The sequence below is a fragment of the Burkholderia sp. NFPP32 genome (assembly GCF_900119325.1).
Taxonomy (GTDB): domain Bacteria; phylum Pseudomonadota; class Gammaproteobacteria; order Burkholderiales; family Burkholderiaceae; genus Burkholderia; species Burkholderia pyrrocinia_C.
Map to the genome: position 1 here is coordinate 168,385 of NZ_FPJP01000016.1, position 17,693 is coordinate 186,077.

Below are 17,693 nucleotides of genomic sequence, written 5' to 3' on the forward strand. Positions count from 1 at the left end.
CGTCGGTTTCATTTCATCGCAGTGAACTCATCCCGGCGCTCGATCATCGGCGGCACCGCCTCTGCGAGCGCGTCGATCACGCAGCGCGTCTTGCGCGGCAGGTAGCGTGTCTTCGGCCAGATCGCGTGAATGTCGCCTTCGCAGACGAAGCAGCGGTCGAGCACGACCACCATTTCGCCGCGCTTCACGTAGTAATCCAGCAGCCAGCTCGGCAGCCAAGCGACACCGAACCCCGACGCACCGGCCGCCGCGATCGCCTGCACGTCGTCGAAACTCAACTGGTGCTGCATGTCGACGCGCACCGTCGAGCCGTCCGGCGCACGCAGGTCCCACGGCTGCGGCACGCCCGAGCGCGAATACGCGATCGTCCGGTGGTGCTTCAGATCGTCGAGCGACTTCGGCATCCCGTAGCGGGCGAGATACGACGGCGCCGCGCCGAGGCTGCCGTATTGCGTGCCGAGCCGGCGCACCGCGAGGCTCGTGCTGTCCGCGAGCGTGCCGATCCGCACCGCGAGATCGATGCCTTCCTCGACGAGATCGACGAAGCGGTCGGTGATCGACACGTCGATCCGCAGATGCGGATAGGTGCGCGCGAGGTCGAGCACGATCGGCGTCACGCAGTGATGCCCGAACGCGAGCGGCACGCTCAGCCGCAGCTTGCCGCGCGCTTCGTTGCGGCCGCAGTCGAGATCGGCTTCCGCGGCCTCCAGTTCCGCGAGCGCGCGCACGCAGCGGTCGTAGTACGCCTGGCCGTCGTCGGTCAGGCTCTGGCTGCGCGTCGTGCGTTGCAACAGCCGCGCGCCGAGCCGCTTCTCGAGCCGCGCGACCGCCTTGCCGACGGCCGAGCGCGTCATGTCGAGCCGCTCCGCGGCGAGCGCGAAGCTGCCCGATTCCACCACCTGGACGAAGGTCGTTACGCCGTCGAGTCTGTCGGTCATGGCAGGGTGTGCTGATTGAGTCCTGTGATTCCCCAGTTCGGAGAAATGGGTGCGTCAATGGGGATCGAAATTCTCACTATAGTACCGATTCCCGTTCAGCGTGCGCCGCCGGCCGCACGCGGCGAACCCTTCTCACCTGGAGGCGCGCGGCCTGTTGCCGGGCCGCCGCGCAATACGCATGACGCTATCCGACTCCCGCAGGAATGCGGTCGCGCTCGCGGCCGTCTGTCTCACGTCGTTGATGTTCGGCCTCGAAATCTCGAGCGTGCCGGTGATCCTGCCGACGCTCGAACACGTGCTGCATGGCGATTTCAACGGCATGCAGTGGATCATGAACGCGTACACGATCGCGTGTACGACCGTGCTGATGGCGGCCGGCACGCTCGCGGACCGGTTCGGCCGCAAGCGCGTGTACGTGATCGGCACCGTGCTGTTCGGCGCGACGTCGCTGCTGTGCGGGCTCGCGCCGAACGTGCCGGTGCTCGTCGCGGGCCGGCTGCTGCAGGGCGCGAGCGGCGGCGCGATGCTGATCTGCCAGATCGCCGTGCTGTCGCACCAGTTCCGCGAGGGCCGCGAGCGCGGCCGCGCGTTCGGGATCTGGGGGATCGTGTTCGGGATCGGGCTCGGCTTCGGGCCGATCGTCGGCGGCGCGATCGTCGCGCTGGCGAACTGGCCGTGGGTGTTCCTCGTCCATGCGCCGCTCGCGGCCATCGCGCTCGTGCTGATCGGCGGCGCGGTGCAGGAGTCGCGCGATCCGCATGCGGGCACGCTCGACGTCGCGGGCATCGTCACGCTGTCGCTCGCGGTGCTCGGCCTCGCGTTCTATATCACGCAAAGCGCGGAGCTCGGGCTCACGAGCGCGGCCGGCCTCGGCGTGCTCGGCGCGACCGTGCTGGCGCTCGCGGGCTTTTTCGTCGCGGAACGCGCCAGCGCGCGGCCGATGTTCGATTTCTCCGTGTTCCGGATCCGCGCGTTCACCGGCGCGATCTTCGGCTCGATGGGGATGAACTTCAGCTTCTGGCCGTTCATGATCTACCTGCCGATCTGGTTCCAGGTCGCGCTCGGCTACGACAGCGTGACGGCCGGCCTCGCATTGCTCGCGTACACGCTGCCGACGCTGGTCGCGCCGCCGTTCGGCGAACGGCTCGCGCTGCGCTACGGGCCGGGCGTCGTGATCCCCGGCGGCCTGTTCACGATCGCGGCCGGTTTCGCGCTGATGCGGGTCGGCAGCGCGGCCGACCACGCGAGCTGGCTCACGATGCTGCCCGGCTGCGTGATCGCCGGCATCGGGCTCGGGCTCACGAACACGCCGGTCACCAACACGACGACGGGCGCGGTGCCGAGTTCGCGGGCCGGGATGGCATCGGGCATCGACATGAGTGCGCGGATGATCTCGCTCGCGCTGAACATCGCGGCGATGGGCTTCGTGCTGGTCGCGGGGATCGTCGCGAGCCTGAAGGGCGGCGCCGCGGGCGCGATCGGCGATGCGGCGCTGCGCCGGCTCGCGCAGGAGATCGCGTCGGGCCGCACCGACGGGCTGCAGCAGATCGCACCGGCGCTCGCGCAGGCCGACCCGAGCGGCGCGGCGCTGCACGCGGCGCTCGTGCACGGGTTCGGCTGGGTGATGGTGTACGGCGCGGCCGGCGTGGCCGTGCTCGCGACCGCGAGCGCGGTGGCGTTCGCGCCGGCTCGGCGCGGGGCGCCCGTGTGCGAGTGACACGGCCGGCCCGTTGCGTCGGCACGCCGGTCAGGACGTGCCGCCGCCGAGCGCGCGATACAGCGTCATCTGGTTGTTGAGCCGGTTCAGGCGCGTCAGTTCGTCGGCGCTTTGCGCGTCGCGCAGCCGCTGCTGCTGGTCGAGCCACGGCTGCACGGCGGTCGCGCCGGCCGCGAACCGCGCGGCGGCAAGCTGCTCGGCGCGCTGCGCCTGGGCCAGCGATAGCGCCCGCTGTTCGGCCTCGCGTTCGAGTTGCACGCGCGCCGACAGCGCATTCTCGACTTCCGCGAGCGCCGTGTAGAGCCGCTGGCGGAACCCGACTACCGCTTCCTCGTACTGCGACTTCGACACCTTGATCTGCAGTTGCATCGTGTTCCACTGGATGAACGGCAGCGCAAGGCCGAGCCCGAGCGTGCCGACCGGATTCGTCAGCACGCGCTCGAGGCTGGTGCTCGTCGTACCGGCGCTGCCGGTCAGCGTGAAGGTCGGATAAAAGCTCGTGCGCGTCGCGTCGACCTGCGCGAGCGATTCGCGCAGCCGGAATTCCGCCGCGCGCAGGTCCGGGCGCCGGCCGAGCAGGCTGGCCGGAAGGCCGGCGGCTACTTCCGGCGGCGGCGCGTCGGGCAGCGCCGCCGGTTCGGCCGCTAGCTGCTGCGGCGGCCGGTCGAACAGGAGCGCGAGCGCGTGGCGCTTCTCGGTGCGCTGCTGGATCAGTTGGGTCTGCGCGGCGCGTTGCGCGGACAGGCTCTGCTCGGCCTGCGCGAGATCGAGCCCCGATACGGCGCCGGCCGCGTGCCGCGACCGGACGATCGCGAGCGTGCGTACCGCATACGCGATATTTGCGTCGCCGAGCGCGATCTGCCGGTTCAGATAGCCGATCTGCCAGTACAGCGACGCCGTCGTGCCGATCAGCGACAGCCGCGCGGCTTCGAGATCGGCGGCCGTTGCGTCGGCTTCCCAGTGCGCGGCATCGCGCAGCGCGGCCAGCCGGCCCCACAGGTCGATTTCATAGCTGAGCGAACCGTTGATGCCGCTCGACCGGCTCATCCGGTGCGTATCGAGCGTGCGCGACACGGCGCCGTTCGCGCCGAGCGATACGGCGGGCGTCAGGTTCGTGTCGACGAGCCCGGCCTGCAATTGCGCGCGGTACACGCGGATCGCCGCGATCGCGAGGTCGTTGTTGGCGCGCAGCGCGTCGTCGATCAGCCGGTCGAGTTGCGGATCGCCGAAGCTGCGCCACCAGTCGCGCGTGGTGGCCGGCGCGTCGGCCGCGACCGGCGCGGCCCAGTTCGCGGGCATCGCGATGGCCGGCAGCGGTTCGTGGCGCGCGGCCGTGCAGCCGGCCAGCAGGGCGGCCGCGCATGCGAATGCGCCGAGGTGGCGAAGCGGTGAGGAATGCGTCATGGCGGGGCTTTCGTCAGTCGCGCGCGAGCGCATCGATCGGATCGAGCCGCGACGCGTTGCGCGCGGGCATGAAACCGAATATCACGCCGGTGAGCGTCGAGCAGACGAACGCGGTCACGATCGCGCCGGCGGAGAACACCATCTTCCATTGCGCGACGAACATCGAGAACACCGCGCCGAGCCCGAACGACAGCATGATGCCGATCGTACCGCCGAGCAGACAGACGAGCACGGCCTCGACGAGGAACTGCTGCAGGATGTCGGACTGGCGTGCGCCGACCGCCATCCGGATGCCGATTTCGCGCGTGCGCTCGGTGACCGACACGAGCATGATGTTCATCACGCCGATCCCGCCGACGACGAGCGAGATCACCGCGATCAGAGACAGCAGCAGCGTCAGCGACTGCCCGGTCTTCTCGACGGTCTTGACCACGCTGTCCATGTTGTACGTGAAGAAGTCCTTGCGGCCGTGGCGCTGGATCATCAGCTTTTCGAGGCTTTTCTCGGCGGCGGCGCTCGGCTGCCCGTCGCGCACGCGCACGGTGATGCTGTCGAGATGGCGTTGGCCGAACAGGCGCCCGCTCGCGGTCGTGTACGGCACCCATACGTTCAGGCTCTTCACGCTGCCGAACGCGCTCTTCTTGTCGGCCGTGACGCCGATCACGACGCACGGCACGTTGTCGACCAGGATCGCTTCGCCGACCGGATTGCGCGTCGCGCCGAACAGCTTGCGGCGCGTATTCTGGTCGATCACGGCCACCTGCGCCTGGCGGCGCACGGCGTCCTCGTCGAACGCGACGCCCAGCGCGAAACGCATCCCGCGCGCCTGGAAGAAGCGGTCGCCGACGCCGCTCACGAGCGCGTTGACGTCGATGTTGCGGTAGCGCAGCAGCAGCGTGCGCGACGTCTCGGGCGTGGCGCTGTCGACGTACGGCTGCTCGGCAAGCGCGGCGACATCGGCGGGTACGAGCGTCTGGATCGCGTCCGCGCGGCTGTCGCCCCAGTCGGTGCCCGGATAGACGTTGATCGTGTTCGTGCCGATGCTGCCGATCTCGTCGAGCATGTAGCGCTTCGCGCCTTCGCCGATCGCGACGATCGACACGACCGACGTGATGCCGATGATGATGCCGAGCATCGTCAGCAGCGTGCGCAGCCGGTGCGACACGAGCGCGATCCACGCCATCCGGCACGCCTCGGCGAAGCGGCCGGAGCCGGCCGCGAAGCGGCGCGCGCGCGTGCCGGTTTCGGCGTCGGCGGGCGGCGGGTCGTCGTGCCGATCGCGCGTGGCCGGCGTGCCGGCTGCCGCTTCGGCCGCATCGATGCCGGCTTCCGCGAGCGCTTCCGCATAGTGGCGATTCCTCCGGTCGGCGACGATCTCGCCGTCGCTGATCTCGATGATGCGCCGCGCATGGCGCGCGACGTCCTTGTCGTGCGTGACGATGACGATCGTATGGCCGAGCGCGTTCAGCTCGTGCAGGATGCGGATCACGTCCTGGCCGCTTTTCGTGTCGAGCGCGCCGGTCGGTTCGTCGGCGAGGATCACCTGGCCGCCGTTCATCAGCGCGCGCGCAATGCTCACGCGCTGCTGCTGGCCGCCGGACAGTTGCCCGGGCCGGTGGTGCGCGCGATCCGCGAGCCCGAGGCGCGCGAGCAGCTCGCGTGCGCGTTCGTGCCGCTCCGCGCGCGGGGTGCCCGCATAGATCGCCGGCATTTCGAGGTTCGCGGCCGCGTCGACGTGCGGCAGCAGGTGATAGCGCTGGAACACGAAGCCGAAGTGCTCGCGGCGCAGCTGCGCGAGCTCGTCGCTGTCGAGCATGTGCGTGTCGCGTCCGCCGACCGTGTAGATGCCTTCGCTCGGATGATCGAGGCAGCCGAGGATGTTCATCAGCGTCGACTTGCCGGAGCCCGACGCGCCGACGATCGCGACGATCTCGCCCGCGTCGATCGACAGGTTGACGTTGTTCAGGACGACGACATCCTTGTCGCCGGCCGGAAAGCGCCGCGTGACGCTCGAGAGTTTCAGCAGGGGCTGGCGCATCGTCATACCACGTCCGCCAGCGGCGCGTGCTCGTCCGCGGCGGCTTCGCCGATCACGACGCGCTCGCCGTCCTTCAGGCCGGCCAGCACTTCGACGCGTACGTTGTTGTTGATGCCGATGCGGATGTTGCGCGTGACCGTGCTGCCGTCGGCGCGCAGCACGCGGACCGCATAGCTGCCGTCCTTGCGCTTTTCGCCGAGTGCGGCGGCCGGGATGTTGAGCGCGTTGCGCGCGTTGCCGAGCACGATGCCGACCTGCGCGGTCATCGAGATGCGCAGCCGGTGCTCGGGATTCGGTACTTCGAACAGCGCGTTGTAGAACACGGCGGCGTTCGGTTTCGTGCCGCCGCCCGCGCCGCCGCCGAGCGCGCTCTGCGCGTCGGCGAAGTTCTGCGGTGCCGGCTCGATCGCGCGCAGCCTGCCGTAGTGGCGCTTGTCCGGTTCGCCGAGGATCGTGAAATACGCGGTCTGGCCGGCGCTCACGCGGATCACGTCGGCTTCCGACACTTGCGCCTTCACGGTCATCGTGTCGAGATCCGCAAGCTTCAGGATCACCGGCGCCTGCTGCTGCGCGATCACGGTCTGGCCTTCCTGCGTGACGATCGCGACGACCTCGCCGTCGATCGGCGCGACGATGCGGGTGTAGCCGAGGTTGGCCTGCGCGGTCTCGATCTGGATGCGGGCCGAGCGGATCTGCGCGGCGAGCGACGCGAGCGTCGCGCGCTGCATGTCGAGCGTCGCGCGCGCGGCCTCGAACGACTCGCGCGACGTCGCATCGTCGGGCAGCATCGCCTGCTGGCGCCGGAATGCGAGTTCCGCCTGCGTCAGTTGCGCGGCGGTCGACTGGTGCTGCGCGCGCAGGCTTTCTTCGCTGGCGCGCGCCTGGCGCAGCGCGTTTTCGGAGATCACGGGATCGATTTCGGCGAGCCACTGGCCCTTCGCGACCTTGTCGCCGAGCTTCACCTTCAGCGTCTTCAATTGCCCCGATACCTGTGCGCCGACGTCGACCTGCTTGAACGCCTGCAGCGCGCCGGTCGCGAGCACCGCGTTCTCGAGATCGCCGCGCGTGACCGGCGCGGACAGGTACTGCGGATGCTTGTCGGGCGCGAATACCGTGAGCGAGACGCCGGTGACGATCGCAACGACCGCGATGATGGCCAGCACGATGCGCCGACGGCGATGGGGTTTCTGAGTCATGAGAATGCGGCGAGGATGAAGCGGGCGCCGGCGATGCGTGCGACCGGGCGGGACGATCCGGTCGGCGTCGCATGCCGGGCGTGTTGCCCGCGACGGCATCCGCGTACGCATCGCGCGGGCGTGCAGATTCGAATCAGGCGCTCATGGTAAGCGAGGATTTCGCGCCAAATCGTGTGGAAATTGTGCTGAATTGTGCGAGCGTCGCGCCAGAGTGGGGGCCGGGCGGTGACATTGTTGCGATCTGTGAAAGGGGCGGGGAAGGCCGTGGCGCGTTGTTACCGCTGTGCGGCGACGATTGCCGTCATCGGCCGGTCGCGTTCCTCGTCGAGTGCGGGCATTGCCTCGACCTGTTCCGGCGTCGGCCCCCATTCGTCGAGATGCGTGAGCGTGAAGCCGCTGCCGATCAGCAGGTTCACGAGTGTGCCGAACGCGCGATTCCGCGAGATTACACGCGCTGCCCGCCTGCGTCGATTCTGCGTCGCGTATCCGCGTCGACGATATCGCGGATCGCACTGAACAGCGGCGCGGCGTCGGTATAGCGCCGGCCGTAGCCGAGATTGAACGCGTAGTCGAAATCGGGCGGATTGCTGCCCTGGTTGTGCTGCAGGATGGTCTCGAGCTTGTCGAGCGCCTTCGCGGCGCACGCTTCCGGCGACGCGGCCGCCTCGTATTCGTCCCACAGCGCGACGATCTCGTCGCGCAGCGTGCGATCGAGCGACGCCGTCAGGGTCAGCAGGTCGTCGCGTTCGTGCGCGCTTTTGTCCGGGTGCGCGGCCTGCTCGATCGCGGGGATGTCGCCGTGCAGCGCCTCGCCGAGATCGTGGACGACGCACAGCTTCAGCAGCTTCAGCGTATCGATGCCGGGCAGCGCGTCGGCGAACACCAGCGCCATCAGGCACAGCCGCCAGCTATGCTCGGCCGTGCTTTCCGCGCGCCCGGCCGACGTGTGGCCGCTGCGCAGCACGTTCTTCAGGCGTTCGGCTTCGCGCAGGAAATCGAGGCGCGCGTGGATCGTGTCGGGGGTCATGGTCGGAGTCCTTGCGGTGAGCCATCAAGCGTAAGGCGGCCGCGCGCGGTTCGTCCACGCATGAAATATGCGCGGCGTGCTAGAGCGTTTCGACCAGCCGCGCGGCCGAGCCGTCCGACAGCGTCATCCGCGTCCACCGGCACGTGCTGCCGCGGATCGGCACGACGCGCGACGCATTCGCGCCGGTGTCGAATTCGACGCTCGGCGGCCCCGCGCGATCGTGCCAGCCGAGCGTGTCGAGCGCGGCTTCCATGCGGACGATTTCCGGCGTCGCGTAGCGCCACAGCGACGTGCCGAGCAGCATCGGCAGCGGCTGCGAGAACTCGGCCGCACGCGCCGGTGAACTGGCGAGCAGGCGATGCGTGAGGTCGCACACCAGATGCATGCGGCCCGCGCTGCCCGCGATAAGCCGCGCGAGCGCGTGGTCGCCTGCGGAATCGAGGCGCGCGGCGAGCAGCCGCTCGGCCGTCGCGCGCTCGTCGGGCGACATCTGCTGGATGCCGGCTTCCCAGCGCGAGATCGTCGATTGCGCGACGCCGAACAATTCTGCGGCGTGGCTTTGCTTCACGCGGTGCAGCGCGCGCCAGCGCCTGAGCTGCGGGCCGAGCGGTGGCGTGTAAAGCGGTGAGGCGGTCATGGCGATGCTCCGGTTGCGGTCGTTGTGTGCGCTCGCGTGTCGTGGGCCGCTGCCATCGGCGTTGCAGGGCGCCGTGCGCACCTCCTTACATGATCCGGATGCCGCCGTTTGCCTGGATCGCGATGGCCGCGAACGGCACGAGCACGATGCCGCCCAGCACGAGCACGCCGTCGGCGGCAACCGTGATCGGCGTGGCGAGAATCCGCAGACCCATGCCGACAACGGACGGCGATTCCCTGATATACACCGAATACCGCCGGTTGAACGGCTGCGCGACACCCTTGTCCTTCTCGGCGAAGCCTTCCGTCGAATAGCGCTTGCCGTCGATGTCGCCTTCGAGCACGAGACCGGCCGGCGCGCTGGTGAATCCGTCGTCGGCGGCGGCCTGTCGATCGTCTTCCGATGCGTCCTTCGGCAACACGATCCGGTAGTGGCCGGTGACGCTGCCGCCGCTCGCATGAAAGCCGGCAAACGTCGTGCGCAGCGATTTCCGGTAGCCGGATTGCAGTACCGGCCGCAATTGGGCCGGCAGATCGAAGATGTAGTGATAGCGCGTGCCGAGGACGACCAGCTTCTTGCCGTCCTCGGTCATCATGAATCCGGATACGTTTTCGCTGTATGCGTCATCCTTGTACAGCTTCGGCGTGAAACAGCCCGACAGCGCGAGGCTGCTCGCGGCCATGCCGGCGGCCAGCAGGCGCCGGCGCGCGATCGATATGCTCATTTCTTGTTGTCCCGTCTGGTGCGGTTCAGTGGCTTTCGCCCTCGGAAGCAGGATTCTCGCGTATCCGCCGCGCGTTGTCGAACGGGAAACCTGCCGTGGCAGCGGGCCGTCGGACCCTTCAGCGTCGCACCGAAGACGTTTTCGCCAGCCTTTCAACCTGCGTCGCCATATCTTATTATTCGGCCAGAGCGGCGCGTGCCGGCCGCCATCGGTCATGTCGACGGCATGACGCGCCGGCAACGATTGCCGCTTTCCGACCGGCGCGTGGCGCGGCGTACGGTCGGAATGACAGGAAACGCGTGGCCGCGCGTATCCAGAAAATGACACGAGGGCGCGATGGTACGACTGATCTTGCTGCTGCTGGGCATCGAATATCTGCGAACCCGCTGGCGCGGGCTGACCGTGCTTGGCTGGGTATGGGTCGTCGCGGGCGTCGTCATCTTCGTCGATGCGCTCGACGGCGCGCTGCATTTCCCGATCGAACTGTTTGCGTGGCTGTTTCTGATCGAAGGGCTCGCAACGCTCGCGGTGGCTGGCAGCGGCGTCGGCGGGCAGCGCATCCTGCGCTACGTGAAGGGCATCGTGGTCGTGGCGGCCGCGGGGCTCGTGTTTGCCGGCCATCACCACGGCCATTTCCTGCTGTCGATGATCTTCGGCACGCTGTTCCTTGTCGACGGGCTGCTGCAATGCACGTCCGCATGGATGGTGCGCTACCGCCGCTGGAACGTCGCGTTCGCGTGGGGTGTCGTCGAAATCCTGCTGGCGATCTTCTTTTTCCAGCCGTACCCGACGCACTATGTGGGCACCGTGCCGTACTGCCTCGGCCTGCTGCTGATCTTCGGCGGGATGCACATGCTGAGCCTCGCCGCGCGCGTGCGCCGGCTCACGCGCAATCCCGCGTTCGCGACGTCACCCGCGCCGGCGCTCGCGCCCGACCTCGACGATGCGCGCGACCGGCCGCATTTCGCGCAATCCGAATGGGACGGCCCGCCGGCCGACGGCGAGCGCGCGCTCACCGTGCACGTGTGGACGCCGACCGGCACGTCGAAGGCCGAAGCGCAGCGCTATCCGGTGATCGACCGCTATATCGCGGCGGTGGACGTCAACGGCGTGATCTCGACCGGGCACGCGGCGCTGGAGTCGCCGGAGGGCATTTATATCAGCCTGTATCCGGGCGTCGAAATCGATCGTTCTCCGGACGAATTCACGCGCATCCTGCGCGCCACGCGCGAAAACGATGTGCCGGGCCTGTTCCAGCCCGACTACGCGACCGAGTCGAAGGCGTGGTGCCCGTCGACCGTGCGCGTGCGGATCCGCAACTACGATGCGGCGAAGCTCGACGCGTTCTGGTCGGCATACCGGCAGAACGTGACGTACAACCTCACGCACCGCAACTGCTCGAGCACCGTGTCGAACGCGCTCGAAGCCGCGCTCGACGGCGCGGTGTGGCGGCTCAAGGGCACGCGGGCCGGGTGGGGCGCGTTCGTCCGGCTGCTGCTCACGCCCGAGCTGTGGGTTGCCGCGCAGATCCGCAAGCGCGCGGTGACGATGGCGTGGACGCCCGGCCTCACGCTCGACTATGCACGCGCGCTCAGCATGCTGGCCGACCCGCGGCCGTTCGCGTGGTGGAAGGTCGCGCGCTCGGCGGTGAAGGCGATCGTGGCGTCGCGCCGCGCGTGGCGCGAGCAGGACAGCGCGGCGCTGTCGTCCGGCGGATCGGAGGCTGCGTCGGTGAAGTAATCGCGTGGCGCCGGATGAGGGCCCGGCGCCGCAGGAGCCGCCACCGTGTGGCCCGGCGAAGTTGCCCGCCGTCAGAACCCGACAAACAACAAACGACAATGAACAAGACGAGCGCTTTCCGCATCCTGATTCCCGCTGTGCTGGCGCTGGCAAGCGCCGGCCTCGCGCAGGCGAGCACGGACGACGTGCCGCGCATGAGCAACGACGTGTACCGGGTTTCGGTGTCGTTCTGCTCGAATGTCGCGGCCGCCGAGAAGATCGAGTGCCAGGGCGACATGATCGCCTCAGGCAGCCGGATCGTTGCGGCGATGGGCGGGCTGCCGCCGGCGTCCGCCACATCGATCGACGAAGGCGCGCGCAGCAAGCTGCCGGAGGCGGAGCGCAACGGGCTCGCGCCAGTCGAGCCGGGTGCGATAGACAAGGACGACGACGCGGCCGGCCTCGCCGGCATGGTGCGCCTGTGCGACGTGTACGAATCCGGGCCGGCGTCGCGCGCGCGGCATCACGCGGCGCTGAAGCAGCAGGCGCCTGCCGCCGCGCCGCGCGTCGAGGCGCTGCTGGCCGATTCGTCGACGGCGGCGCGCCGGCGCGTCAGCGTCGGCGTGTGGCAGATCCTCGTGCTCGAAGGTCCCGAATCGGTTGCGCGCGCATGCAAGCAACTGGGGGCTGGATCGTGAGCAACGGCGTGCCGCCGGAGTGGCGGCACGCGTCGGCCGTGTGCGGTATCGGGCAGGGCGCGGAGCAAGCCGCCGAGCTTGCGTCCGCGTTCCGCTCGGGTATCGCGCGGTGCGACGGCACACGCCCGCGCCACCGCACATAATTCGGCCACCTTCACATTCGTGCCACGTTGCGGTAGCAACAATCGCAGGCAGACATTCGACAATCTTGCGGCGCATCCCGCGACCGCAAGCCTTTTCCGAGGAAACGCCATGCTCAAGACGCTCGCCCGCGCCGCTGTCGCACTCGCCGTCGCTTCCGCCTCGCTGCCCGCCACCGCGCAGACCAGCTACGACTACCTGTTGCTCGCCGCGTCGTGGGAGCCCGGTTTCTGCGCGTCGCACGACACACCCGAATGCACGAACCTCGCCGGCTCGTATGCGGCGACGAGCCTGTCGCTGCATGGCCTGTGGCCGAACCGGTACGACGGCAACCAGCCGTTCTACTGCGGCGTGCCGCAGAACGACGTCGACCTCGACAACGCGCATCAGTGGTGCAGCATGGATGCCTACCCGATCAGCAGCGCGACCCGCAACACGTTGTCGACGTATATGCCGGGCGTTGCATCGTGTCTCGACAAGCACGAGTGGTTCAAGCACGGCACCTGCTCGAATTCAGCGTCGCCCGATGCATACTGGAACGAGGCGTCGGGCATGATCAGCCGGCTCGGCAACACGTCTTTCAATGCGTACCTGCAGGCGAACGCGGGCAAGACGGTCACGCGCAACCAGTTGCTGTCCGCATTCGAAGGCGCGTTCGGCAGCAATACGCGCAGCGCGGTGTCGCTGAAGTGCACGAAGACCAATGGCGTCAGCTATTTCACCGAAGCGTGGATCGCGGTGAAGACGAACGCGACCACGCAGTTCCCGAGCGCCGCGTCGCTCGTGACGGACGGCAATACGCAGGGCACGTGCCCGACGTCGGGTGTGTTTATCGCGAAGTAAGGGGGGAGGCGGTCGACGTGCGCGGCATCGCGCACGTCGCCGCCCGTGTCGGGCTGCGCATGCTACGGCGCCGCTCCATGCGGCATCCGCGACGCGCTGCTGGCCGTGGTCAGTACCGCCGGCAGCGCGCTCCACGCGACGAACAACCGGGTCCGTTATCCGAGCAGCCGCAATGCATCCGCGAGCGACAGCACCGTCGTGCGCGATTCGAATGCTGTGGAGAACAGATGCTCGTGGACGATCGGGTCCGGGTCGTAGCAGCAGTCCTTGACCGTATACAGGCGGAAGTCCGCGTCGCTCGCGTAGGCGATCGACGACAGCATCACGCCGGTCGACGCGATGCCGACCATGATCAGCGAATCGACGCCTTGCGCGACCAGCCGCGCCTGCAGATCGGTGCCGAAGAATACGCTCGCGCGGTGCGCGACGATCAGCGGTTCGTCGGGCTGCCGGCCCAGCTCCGGGCACGTGCCGTCGTCGACGAACAGGCCGAGCTGCTTGATGCCTTGGCCGTTCTTGTTGCGCGGGCTGACTTCCGGATAGCCGGGGCTGAACCGGAGGTTCGCGAACCAGACGCCGACGCCGCCGGCTCGCGCCGCGTCGCACAGCTTGCGCGTATTGGCGAGCAATTCGGGGGCGACCGACGGAAAGAGCCCGAGGATGTCGGTCTGGTAATGCATGACGAGCAACGCGGTTTGCGACGGATTGATGGCGGGAGCCGGTGCGGAAGCGCTGCCGCCGGGGTTCGCGTGGGCCGCCATTGCGACATTCGATACGTTGTCCGGATTCATGCGTGATGTTCTCCTCCAGTAACCGCTGCGGGGTTTCAGAAAATCGATCGTTCCGTTTACGTCGTCAACTACTCCAGCGCCAGCGTGATTGGATTCCGGAATATAAACCCGTATGTGGTTGCTTTGGTACCGAGCGGGCGGGGGAGCGCTACGCTGCATTGGGTGTCGGGGATCGGCCATGAGCGGCCCTCGTCGGATGCGTCGGTCGGACATTCACATGACTGCGCCACTCCGCAAGCCGTCATTCGGTCGGCGGGGCCACCTCGCATCTTGTGTCGTTTGCGTGAGCGCCTGTTGTGTCTTTGAAAGCGAGCGTTTACGTTGTGTCCCGAGGGGCCTCAGCCGAAACCAAGGCGCTATTCTTCGCGCATGTCGCCGAGCCGAAAAGCACACTACGACGCCTCACGCTCCGTCACATGCTCGAGCAAATGCGCTACAAAGCGGGTGAGCTTGGGCAGCGGGCGCCGGTCATGTCGATACACGATATGAACGGGGCGTGGCTTCGGCGAGTAACCTTGCAGCACCTGTACCAACGCGCCGCTTGCCAGATCGTGGCTCACCAGGACTTCCGGTTGCAGCAGCAATCCCGCGCCTGCGATTGCGGCCATCCGCAGGCCGTTGCCGTCATTGCAAGTGAACACCGATTCAGCCGAAAAGTGCGTGCTGTCATCGTCCCCGAGCTTCCAGCCGTTTCGGCTGTTCCACACCGTGTGAGACAGGCAGTGATGCGCGCTCAGATCCTGTGGCGTCTCCGGACGCCCGTACTGAGCCAGATAGCCCGGCGATGCACAGATCACCATGCGATACCGGGTCAACGGCCTTGCGACGAGGTCGGCATCACCCAATTCGCCAATGCGGATCGCTAGATCAAAACCCTCGTCGATCAGGTCGACGTTGCGATTGCTCAATTCCAGCTCGACACGCACGAGCGGATACATCTGCCGGAAAGCCGCGGCTAGCGGCGCAATGACACAGGCGCCAAAGGTGATCGGCGCGCTGATTCGCAACGTACCGGAGGGTGACGCGCGTAGCCGTTCGACCGACGTTTCGGCGATACGCATGTGTTCGAGTGCACGCTTGGCGTCTTCGTAGAACACGCGACCGGCATCAGTCAGACTCTGGCGCCGGGTAGTGCGCTCGAGCAGGCGCGCAGCGAGACGCTCCTCCAGTTCGCGCACATACTTGCCAACCATGACCGCCGAGATTTCCAGCCGCCGCGCTGCCTCGGTGAAGTTGCCGCCTTCGACGACGGCAACAAAGGTTTCCATGGCACGCAGTCTGTCCATATTGCGAACTGTAGATTAGTAGTGTCGGAAATTAGAGCACATTTATCGGATCGTTGGTTCGGTGAAGAATGGCGACGTTCCAACCTGAACGCGAAAAGGAGTGTTCGATGAAGATCGTCGTAATCGGTGCCGGCGGGGACGTCGGTCGTGCCGCGGCAGATGAGCTTGCGCGTGATGGCAAGCACGAAATCGTTCGTGTTGGCCGCACCCATGGAGACCATCAGGTCGACATCACCCGTGACGACAGCGTTGGTTTGCTGTTCGAGCAGATCGGGCGCGTCGATGCCATCGTTGTCGCCGCAGGTAATGTCATACTGGCGCCGATCGAAAAAATGACGGCGTCCGATTTCCATAAAGGCCTGCAGGACAAGCTGCTCGGTCAGGTGCGCGTCGCGCTGGTTGGTCAGCATTACCTGAGCGATGGCGGCTCAATCACGCTGACGTCCGGCATCGCCGTCGATGATCCGATTGCGCAGGGTTCTCACGCCGCAGCGTCGAATGCCGGGATCGAAGGGTTCGTGCGTGCAGCTGCGTGCGATTTTCGCCGGGGTATCCGAATCAATGCCGTCAGCCCAACCATGCTGATCGAATCCGTGGAACGGTTTGGTCCCTTCTTTCCCGGTTACGAAGGCGTGCCGGCGACACGTGTGGCAATTGCCTATCGGCGCAGCGTGGAGGGCGTGCATAGCGGCCGCATATATCGGGTTGGCCACTGAAATAGAGCTCTCGCGGCACATCAACCGCTCCAGTTTGTCGCCATTGCTACCCATATTCGTCCCGGGAATGGCCGCTCTCCATCGGAACGCGCCGCGTGGGCCACGCGATGGCGACCGGCAGCAACGGGTCGGCTGCAGCCTACCGCGTCGGGCGGCAACCGGCGCCAGAAGCAGTCGTTCGACGCCGTCATCGAAATCGTCGACAATCGACTGCTCTCTTGTCACGATGGTGGCAGGCATCCAACACTCAGGTTCAGAGGCGCAATGGCAAAACCTATCTTGGTCGTATTGCTGAAAGAGCCATTTCCGAAAGCCTTTCGCTATGTCGAGACTTTGCTCCAACCTCTTGGATTTCTGCTTGCCAATCCTAATAGCGGACAGATAACTCACTGGACTGATGGCGGCCGGCAGATGGCGGCGTCCCGAGCCGAGATTGTTGATGAAGCATCGATAGGTGGAATAAAGAACGTTCAGTTTTGGCAGTCCGACAGCGATGACCTATTGGTGTCTTGGATCAATGCGATGCCGGGATGGGAGTTTTCCTTTCATCTCAATAGCATCGCGCCGGAATTGAAGATCGCGTTGACGACCGCACTGTCTAGTGCGGTCTTGATTGATTTGAAGCTGCAATACGTAGACGAGAGTGTCTTGAGGATCGATTTCGACTGACGTTCCAGTTGACGGTCCCGATCCAGATTCCCCGGCCTGATCCAGCGACCGCGTCGAGAACATACGAGCGGCTGTTCCGGGTCGGATAGCGCCCGCCGGAAGAGGCGCACACTCAATCTCCCCTTCGATTGTAAGGAGATTGTCATGAAATCCGAGAATGTCGTCGTTGTCCACCGTGTGCCGTGGAACAAGGGCAAGCTCACCGGGCAGAAGCCGCCGCTAGAGCTCCTGGAAATCTGGGCGATCCGGACGAGACTTCAGATGGCGTCGAACGTTCGTGAACTCTCTGCTGACAGCCTGCGCGAAGGAAGCCGCGTCGCGCTCGGGCGGCTGGTAGACGCGTTCGAACTTGCGACAAAATGCATCGCCGCTTGGAGCGCCTTTGTGATAACCAATGTGTGACGGCGAAGGCCGCAGTGACGGAGGAGAGGTAATTGGAAGGAAACATTCCCATTGTGCGAGACGAGGCCACGGTCGATCGCATCCTCCGCGCGTATTGCCATCTCTTTCCAGAGATCACGCCCGAGTTAAACTCCTATTGGAACTTCGCGCGGACACCGCGCCATGGCTTGCTGCCCTTCCTGACGAGCAACTTCCTCGAAGCGCATTACGGTCAGTACCTGTCGCTGCATCGACATATCGAAGGCATGCGACAGGACCTCTCGCTTCAAGAGAGGGCGGCCGAGTTGATGGATGCTTCGCGGCGCGCAGGCGTGGGGCTCTCGATTGGTCTGTCGCCTTGGACCGATGATGCGCTTCTGGACACGTGGGACGCGTCAAAGCGCGAGGCCGTTATTGTCTTAGAGACGGTTTCAAAAAGGCTGTTTGGGGCTGTTAACTTGTGCGGCGAGCTGTTAACCTCAGGCATCGGAACAACCGAGGCCGAGGAGATGGGCAAGCCGATCATCGACGATGAATTGTGGACACTGATCGAGCCGTTACTGCCGCCAGCCAAGCCGCGGCGCGAGAAGAATCCGGGCCGCCTGCCTGTTTCGAATCGCGCCGCGCTGACCGGTATCTTGTTCGTTCTCAAGACCGGACTTCGCTGGCGCGACCTGCCCGCCGAGATGGGATGCGGCTCGGGCGTGACGTGTTGGCGACGGCTACGCGATTGGCAGGCTGCAGGCGTGTGGGACCGCTTGCACGAAC

The 17,693-nt window shown here is 66.6% G+C and carries 17 protein-coding genes and 1 pseudogene; 8 read left to right on the forward strand and 10 right to left on the reverse strand.

The window, feature by feature from the left end:
• Positions 1–8: 8 nt before the first annotated feature.
• Positions 9–938, reverse strand: coding sequence for a LysR family transcriptional regulator (locus tag BT264_RS26445; protein ID WP_072441802.1), 930 nt, complete (start codon positions 936–938; stop codon positions 9–11).
• Between the two features lie 178 nt (positions 939–1,116).
• On the opposite strand from BT264_RS26445, the gene BT264_RS26450 reads away from it, so the two are divergent.
• On the forward strand, positions 1,117–2,655 hold the full coding sequence (locus BT264_RS26450) for an MFS transporter (protein WP_072441800.1): 1,539 nt from the start codon (positions 1,117–1,119) through the stop codon (positions 2,653–2,655).
• Between the two features lie 30 nt (positions 2,656–2,685).
• Here BT264_RS26450 and BT264_RS26455 read toward each other — a convergent pair whose 3' ends face one another.
• The 7 genes from BT264_RS26455 to BT264_RS26485 all read right to left on the reverse strand — a co-directional run bounded on the left by BT264_RS26455 (position 2,686) and on the right by BT264_RS26485 (position 9,681).
• The gene (locus tag BT264_RS26455; RefSeq protein WP_072441798.1) at positions 2,686–4,059 is read right to left on the reverse strand and encodes an efflux transporter outer membrane subunit; all 1,374 of its coding nucleotides are present in this window, start codon (positions 4,057–4,059) and stop codon (positions 2,686–2,688) included.
• A 13-nt stretch (positions 4,060–4,072) separates the two neighbouring features.
• Positions 4,073–6,097 (reverse strand): MacB family efflux pump subunit, encoded by a 2,025-nt coding sequence (locus BT264_RS26460; protein ID WP_072441796.1) that lies wholly within the window; start codon positions 6,095–6,097, stop codon positions 4,073–4,075.
• Between the two features lie 2 nt (positions 6,098–6,099).
• Entirely contained in the window at positions 6,100–7,293 is a 1,194-nt protein-coding gene (locus BT264_RS26465) for an efflux RND transporter periplasmic adaptor subunit (protein ID WP_072442053.1), read from the reverse strand.
• 275 nt (positions 7,294–7,568) lie between these two features.
• Complete coding sequence (locus BT264_RS26470; protein WP_256260712.1) at positions 7,569–7,709, reverse strand: hypothetical protein; 141 nt, start codon at positions 7,707–7,709, stop codon at positions 7,569–7,571.
• 29 nt (positions 7,710–7,738) lie between these two features.
• Positions 7,739–8,320: an HD domain-containing protein gene (locus tag BT264_RS26475; protein ID WP_072441794.1), complete on the reverse strand. Its 582-nt coding sequence runs from the start codon at positions 8,318–8,320 to the stop codon at positions 7,739–7,741.
• A 79-nt stretch (positions 8,321–8,399) separates the two neighbouring features.
• Positions 8,400–8,957, reverse strand: coding sequence for a helix-turn-helix domain-containing protein (locus tag BT264_RS26480; RefSeq protein WP_072441793.1), 558 nt, complete (start codon positions 8,955–8,957; stop codon positions 8,400–8,402).
• An 85-nt stretch (positions 8,958–9,042) separates the two neighbouring features.
• Positions 9,043–9,681 (reverse strand): hypothetical protein, encoded by a 639-nt coding sequence (locus BT264_RS26485; RefSeq protein ID WP_072441791.1) that lies wholly within the window; start codon positions 9,679–9,681, stop codon positions 9,043–9,045.
• 336 nt (positions 9,682–10,017) lie between these two features.
• Between BT264_RS26485 and BT264_RS26490 the strand changes: the two genes are divergently transcribed.
• From BT264_RS26490 to BT264_RS26500, 3 genes are all read left to right on the forward strand, one after another.
• Positions 10,018–11,421, forward strand: a complete 1,404-nt coding sequence (locus tag BT264_RS26490; protein ID WP_072441789.1) for an HdeD family acid-resistance protein — start codon at positions 10,018–10,020, stop codon at positions 11,419–11,421.
• 98 nt (positions 11,422–11,519) lie between these two features.
• Entirely contained in the window at positions 11,520–12,098 is a 579-nt protein-coding gene (locus BT264_RS26495; RefSeq protein WP_072441787.1) for a hypothetical protein, read from the forward strand.
• 252 nt (positions 12,099–12,350) lie between these two features.
• Positions 12,351–13,082 (forward strand): ribonuclease T2, encoded by a 732-nt coding sequence (locus tag BT264_RS26500; protein ID WP_072441785.1) that lies wholly within the window; start codon positions 12,351–12,353, stop codon positions 13,080–13,082.
• Positions 13,083–13,237: 155 nt separating this feature from the next.
• On the opposite strand, the gene BT264_RS26505 is transcribed toward BT264_RS26500, so the two are convergent.
• On the reverse strand, positions 13,238–13,873 hold the full coding sequence (locus BT264_RS26505; RefSeq protein ID WP_072441783.1) for a cysteine hydrolase family protein: 636 nt from the start codon (positions 13,871–13,873) through the stop codon (positions 13,238–13,240).
• A gap of 392 nt (positions 13,874–14,265) precedes the next feature.
• Positions 14,266–15,159 (reverse strand): LysR family transcriptional regulator, encoded by an 894-nt coding sequence (locus BT264_RS26510; protein WP_072441781.1) that lies wholly within the window; start codon positions 15,157–15,159, stop codon positions 14,266–14,268.
• A 107-nt stretch (positions 15,160–15,266) separates the two neighbouring features.
• Here BT264_RS26510 and BT264_RS26515 point away from each other — a divergent pair, with 107 nt between their 5' ends.
• The 4 genes and pseudogenes from BT264_RS26515 to BT264_RS26530 all read left to right on the forward strand — a co-directional run.
• Complete coding sequence (locus BT264_RS26515) at positions 15,267–15,875, forward strand: short chain dehydrogenase (RefSeq protein ID WP_072442052.1); 609 nt, start codon at positions 15,267–15,269, stop codon at positions 15,873–15,875.
• 264 nt (positions 15,876–16,139) lie between these two features.
• On the forward strand, positions 16,140–16,544 hold the full coding sequence (locus tag BT264_RS26520) for a hypothetical protein (RefSeq protein WP_072441779.1): 405 nt from the start codon (positions 16,140–16,142) through the stop codon (positions 16,542–16,544).
• Positions 16,545–16,688: 144 nt separating this feature from the next.
• Positions 16,689–16,862 (forward strand): annotated as a pseudogene (locus BT264_RS40160) (integrase); the annotation flags it as partial.
• A gap of 572 nt (positions 16,863–17,434) precedes the next feature.
• Positions 17,435–17,693 (forward strand): transposase (locus tag BT264_RS26530; protein WP_143156747.1); only part of this gene is annotated, 259 nt, incomplete at its 3' end.

Bases quoted from the DNA above. Each gene is read 5' to 3' on its own strand.
- BT264_RS26460 (WP_072441796.1), bottom strand. From the start codon at position 6,097: ATGCGCCAGCCCCTGCTGAAACTCTCGAGCGTCACGCGGCGCTTTCCG.
- BT264_RS26445 (WP_072441802.1), bottom strand. From the start codon at position 938: ATGACCGACAGACTCGACGGCGTAACGACCTTCGTCCAGGTGGTGGAA.
- BT264_RS26465 (WP_072442053.1), bottom strand. From the start codon at position 7,293: ATGACTCAGAAACCCCATCGCCGTCGGCGCATCGTGCTGGCCATCATC.
- BT264_RS26480 (WP_072441793.1), bottom strand. From the start codon at position 8,957: ATGACCGCCTCACCGCTTTACACGCCACCGCTCGGCCCGCAGCTCAGG.
- BT264_RS26450 (WP_072441800.1), top strand. From the start codon at position 1,117: ATGACGCTATCCGACTCCCGCAGGAATGCGGTCGCGCTCGCGGCCGTC.
- BT264_RS26485 (WP_072441791.1), bottom strand. From the start codon at position 9,681: ATGAGCATATCGATCGCGCGCCGGCGCCTGCTGGCCGCCGGCATGGCC.
- BT264_RS26455 (WP_072441798.1), bottom strand. From the start codon at position 4,059: ATGACGCATTCCTCACCGCTTCGCCACCTCGGCGCATTCGCATGCGCG.
- BT264_RS26495 (WP_072441787.1), top strand. From the start codon at position 11,520: ATGAACAAGACGAGCGCTTTCCGCATCCTGATTCCCGCTGTGCTGGCG.
- BT264_RS26500 (WP_072441785.1), top strand. From the start codon at position 12,351: ATGCTCAAGACGCTCGCCCGCGCCGCTGTCGCACTCGCCGTCGCTTCC.
- BT264_RS26475 (WP_072441794.1), bottom strand. From the start codon at position 8,320: ATGACCCCCGACACGATCCACGCGCGCCTCGATTTCCTGCGCGAAGCC.
- BT264_RS26515 (WP_072442052.1), top strand. From the start codon at position 15,267: ATGAAGATCGTCGTAATCGGTGCCGGCGGGGACGTCGGTCGTGCCGCG.
- BT264_RS26510 (WP_072441781.1), bottom strand. From the start codon at position 15,159: ATGGACAGACTGCGTGCCATGGAAACCTTTGTTGCCGTCGTCGAAGGC.
- BT264_RS26505 (WP_072441783.1), bottom strand. From the start codon at position 13,873: ATGAATCCGGACAACGTATCGAATGTCGCAATGGCGGCCCACGCGAAC.
- BT264_RS26490 (WP_072441789.1), top strand. From the start codon at position 10,018: ATGGTACGACTGATCTTGCTGCTGCTGGGCATCGAATATCTGCGAACC.
- BT264_RS26520 (WP_072441779.1), top strand. From the start codon at position 16,140: ATGGCAAAACCTATCTTGGTCGTATTGCTGAAAGAGCCATTTCCGAAA.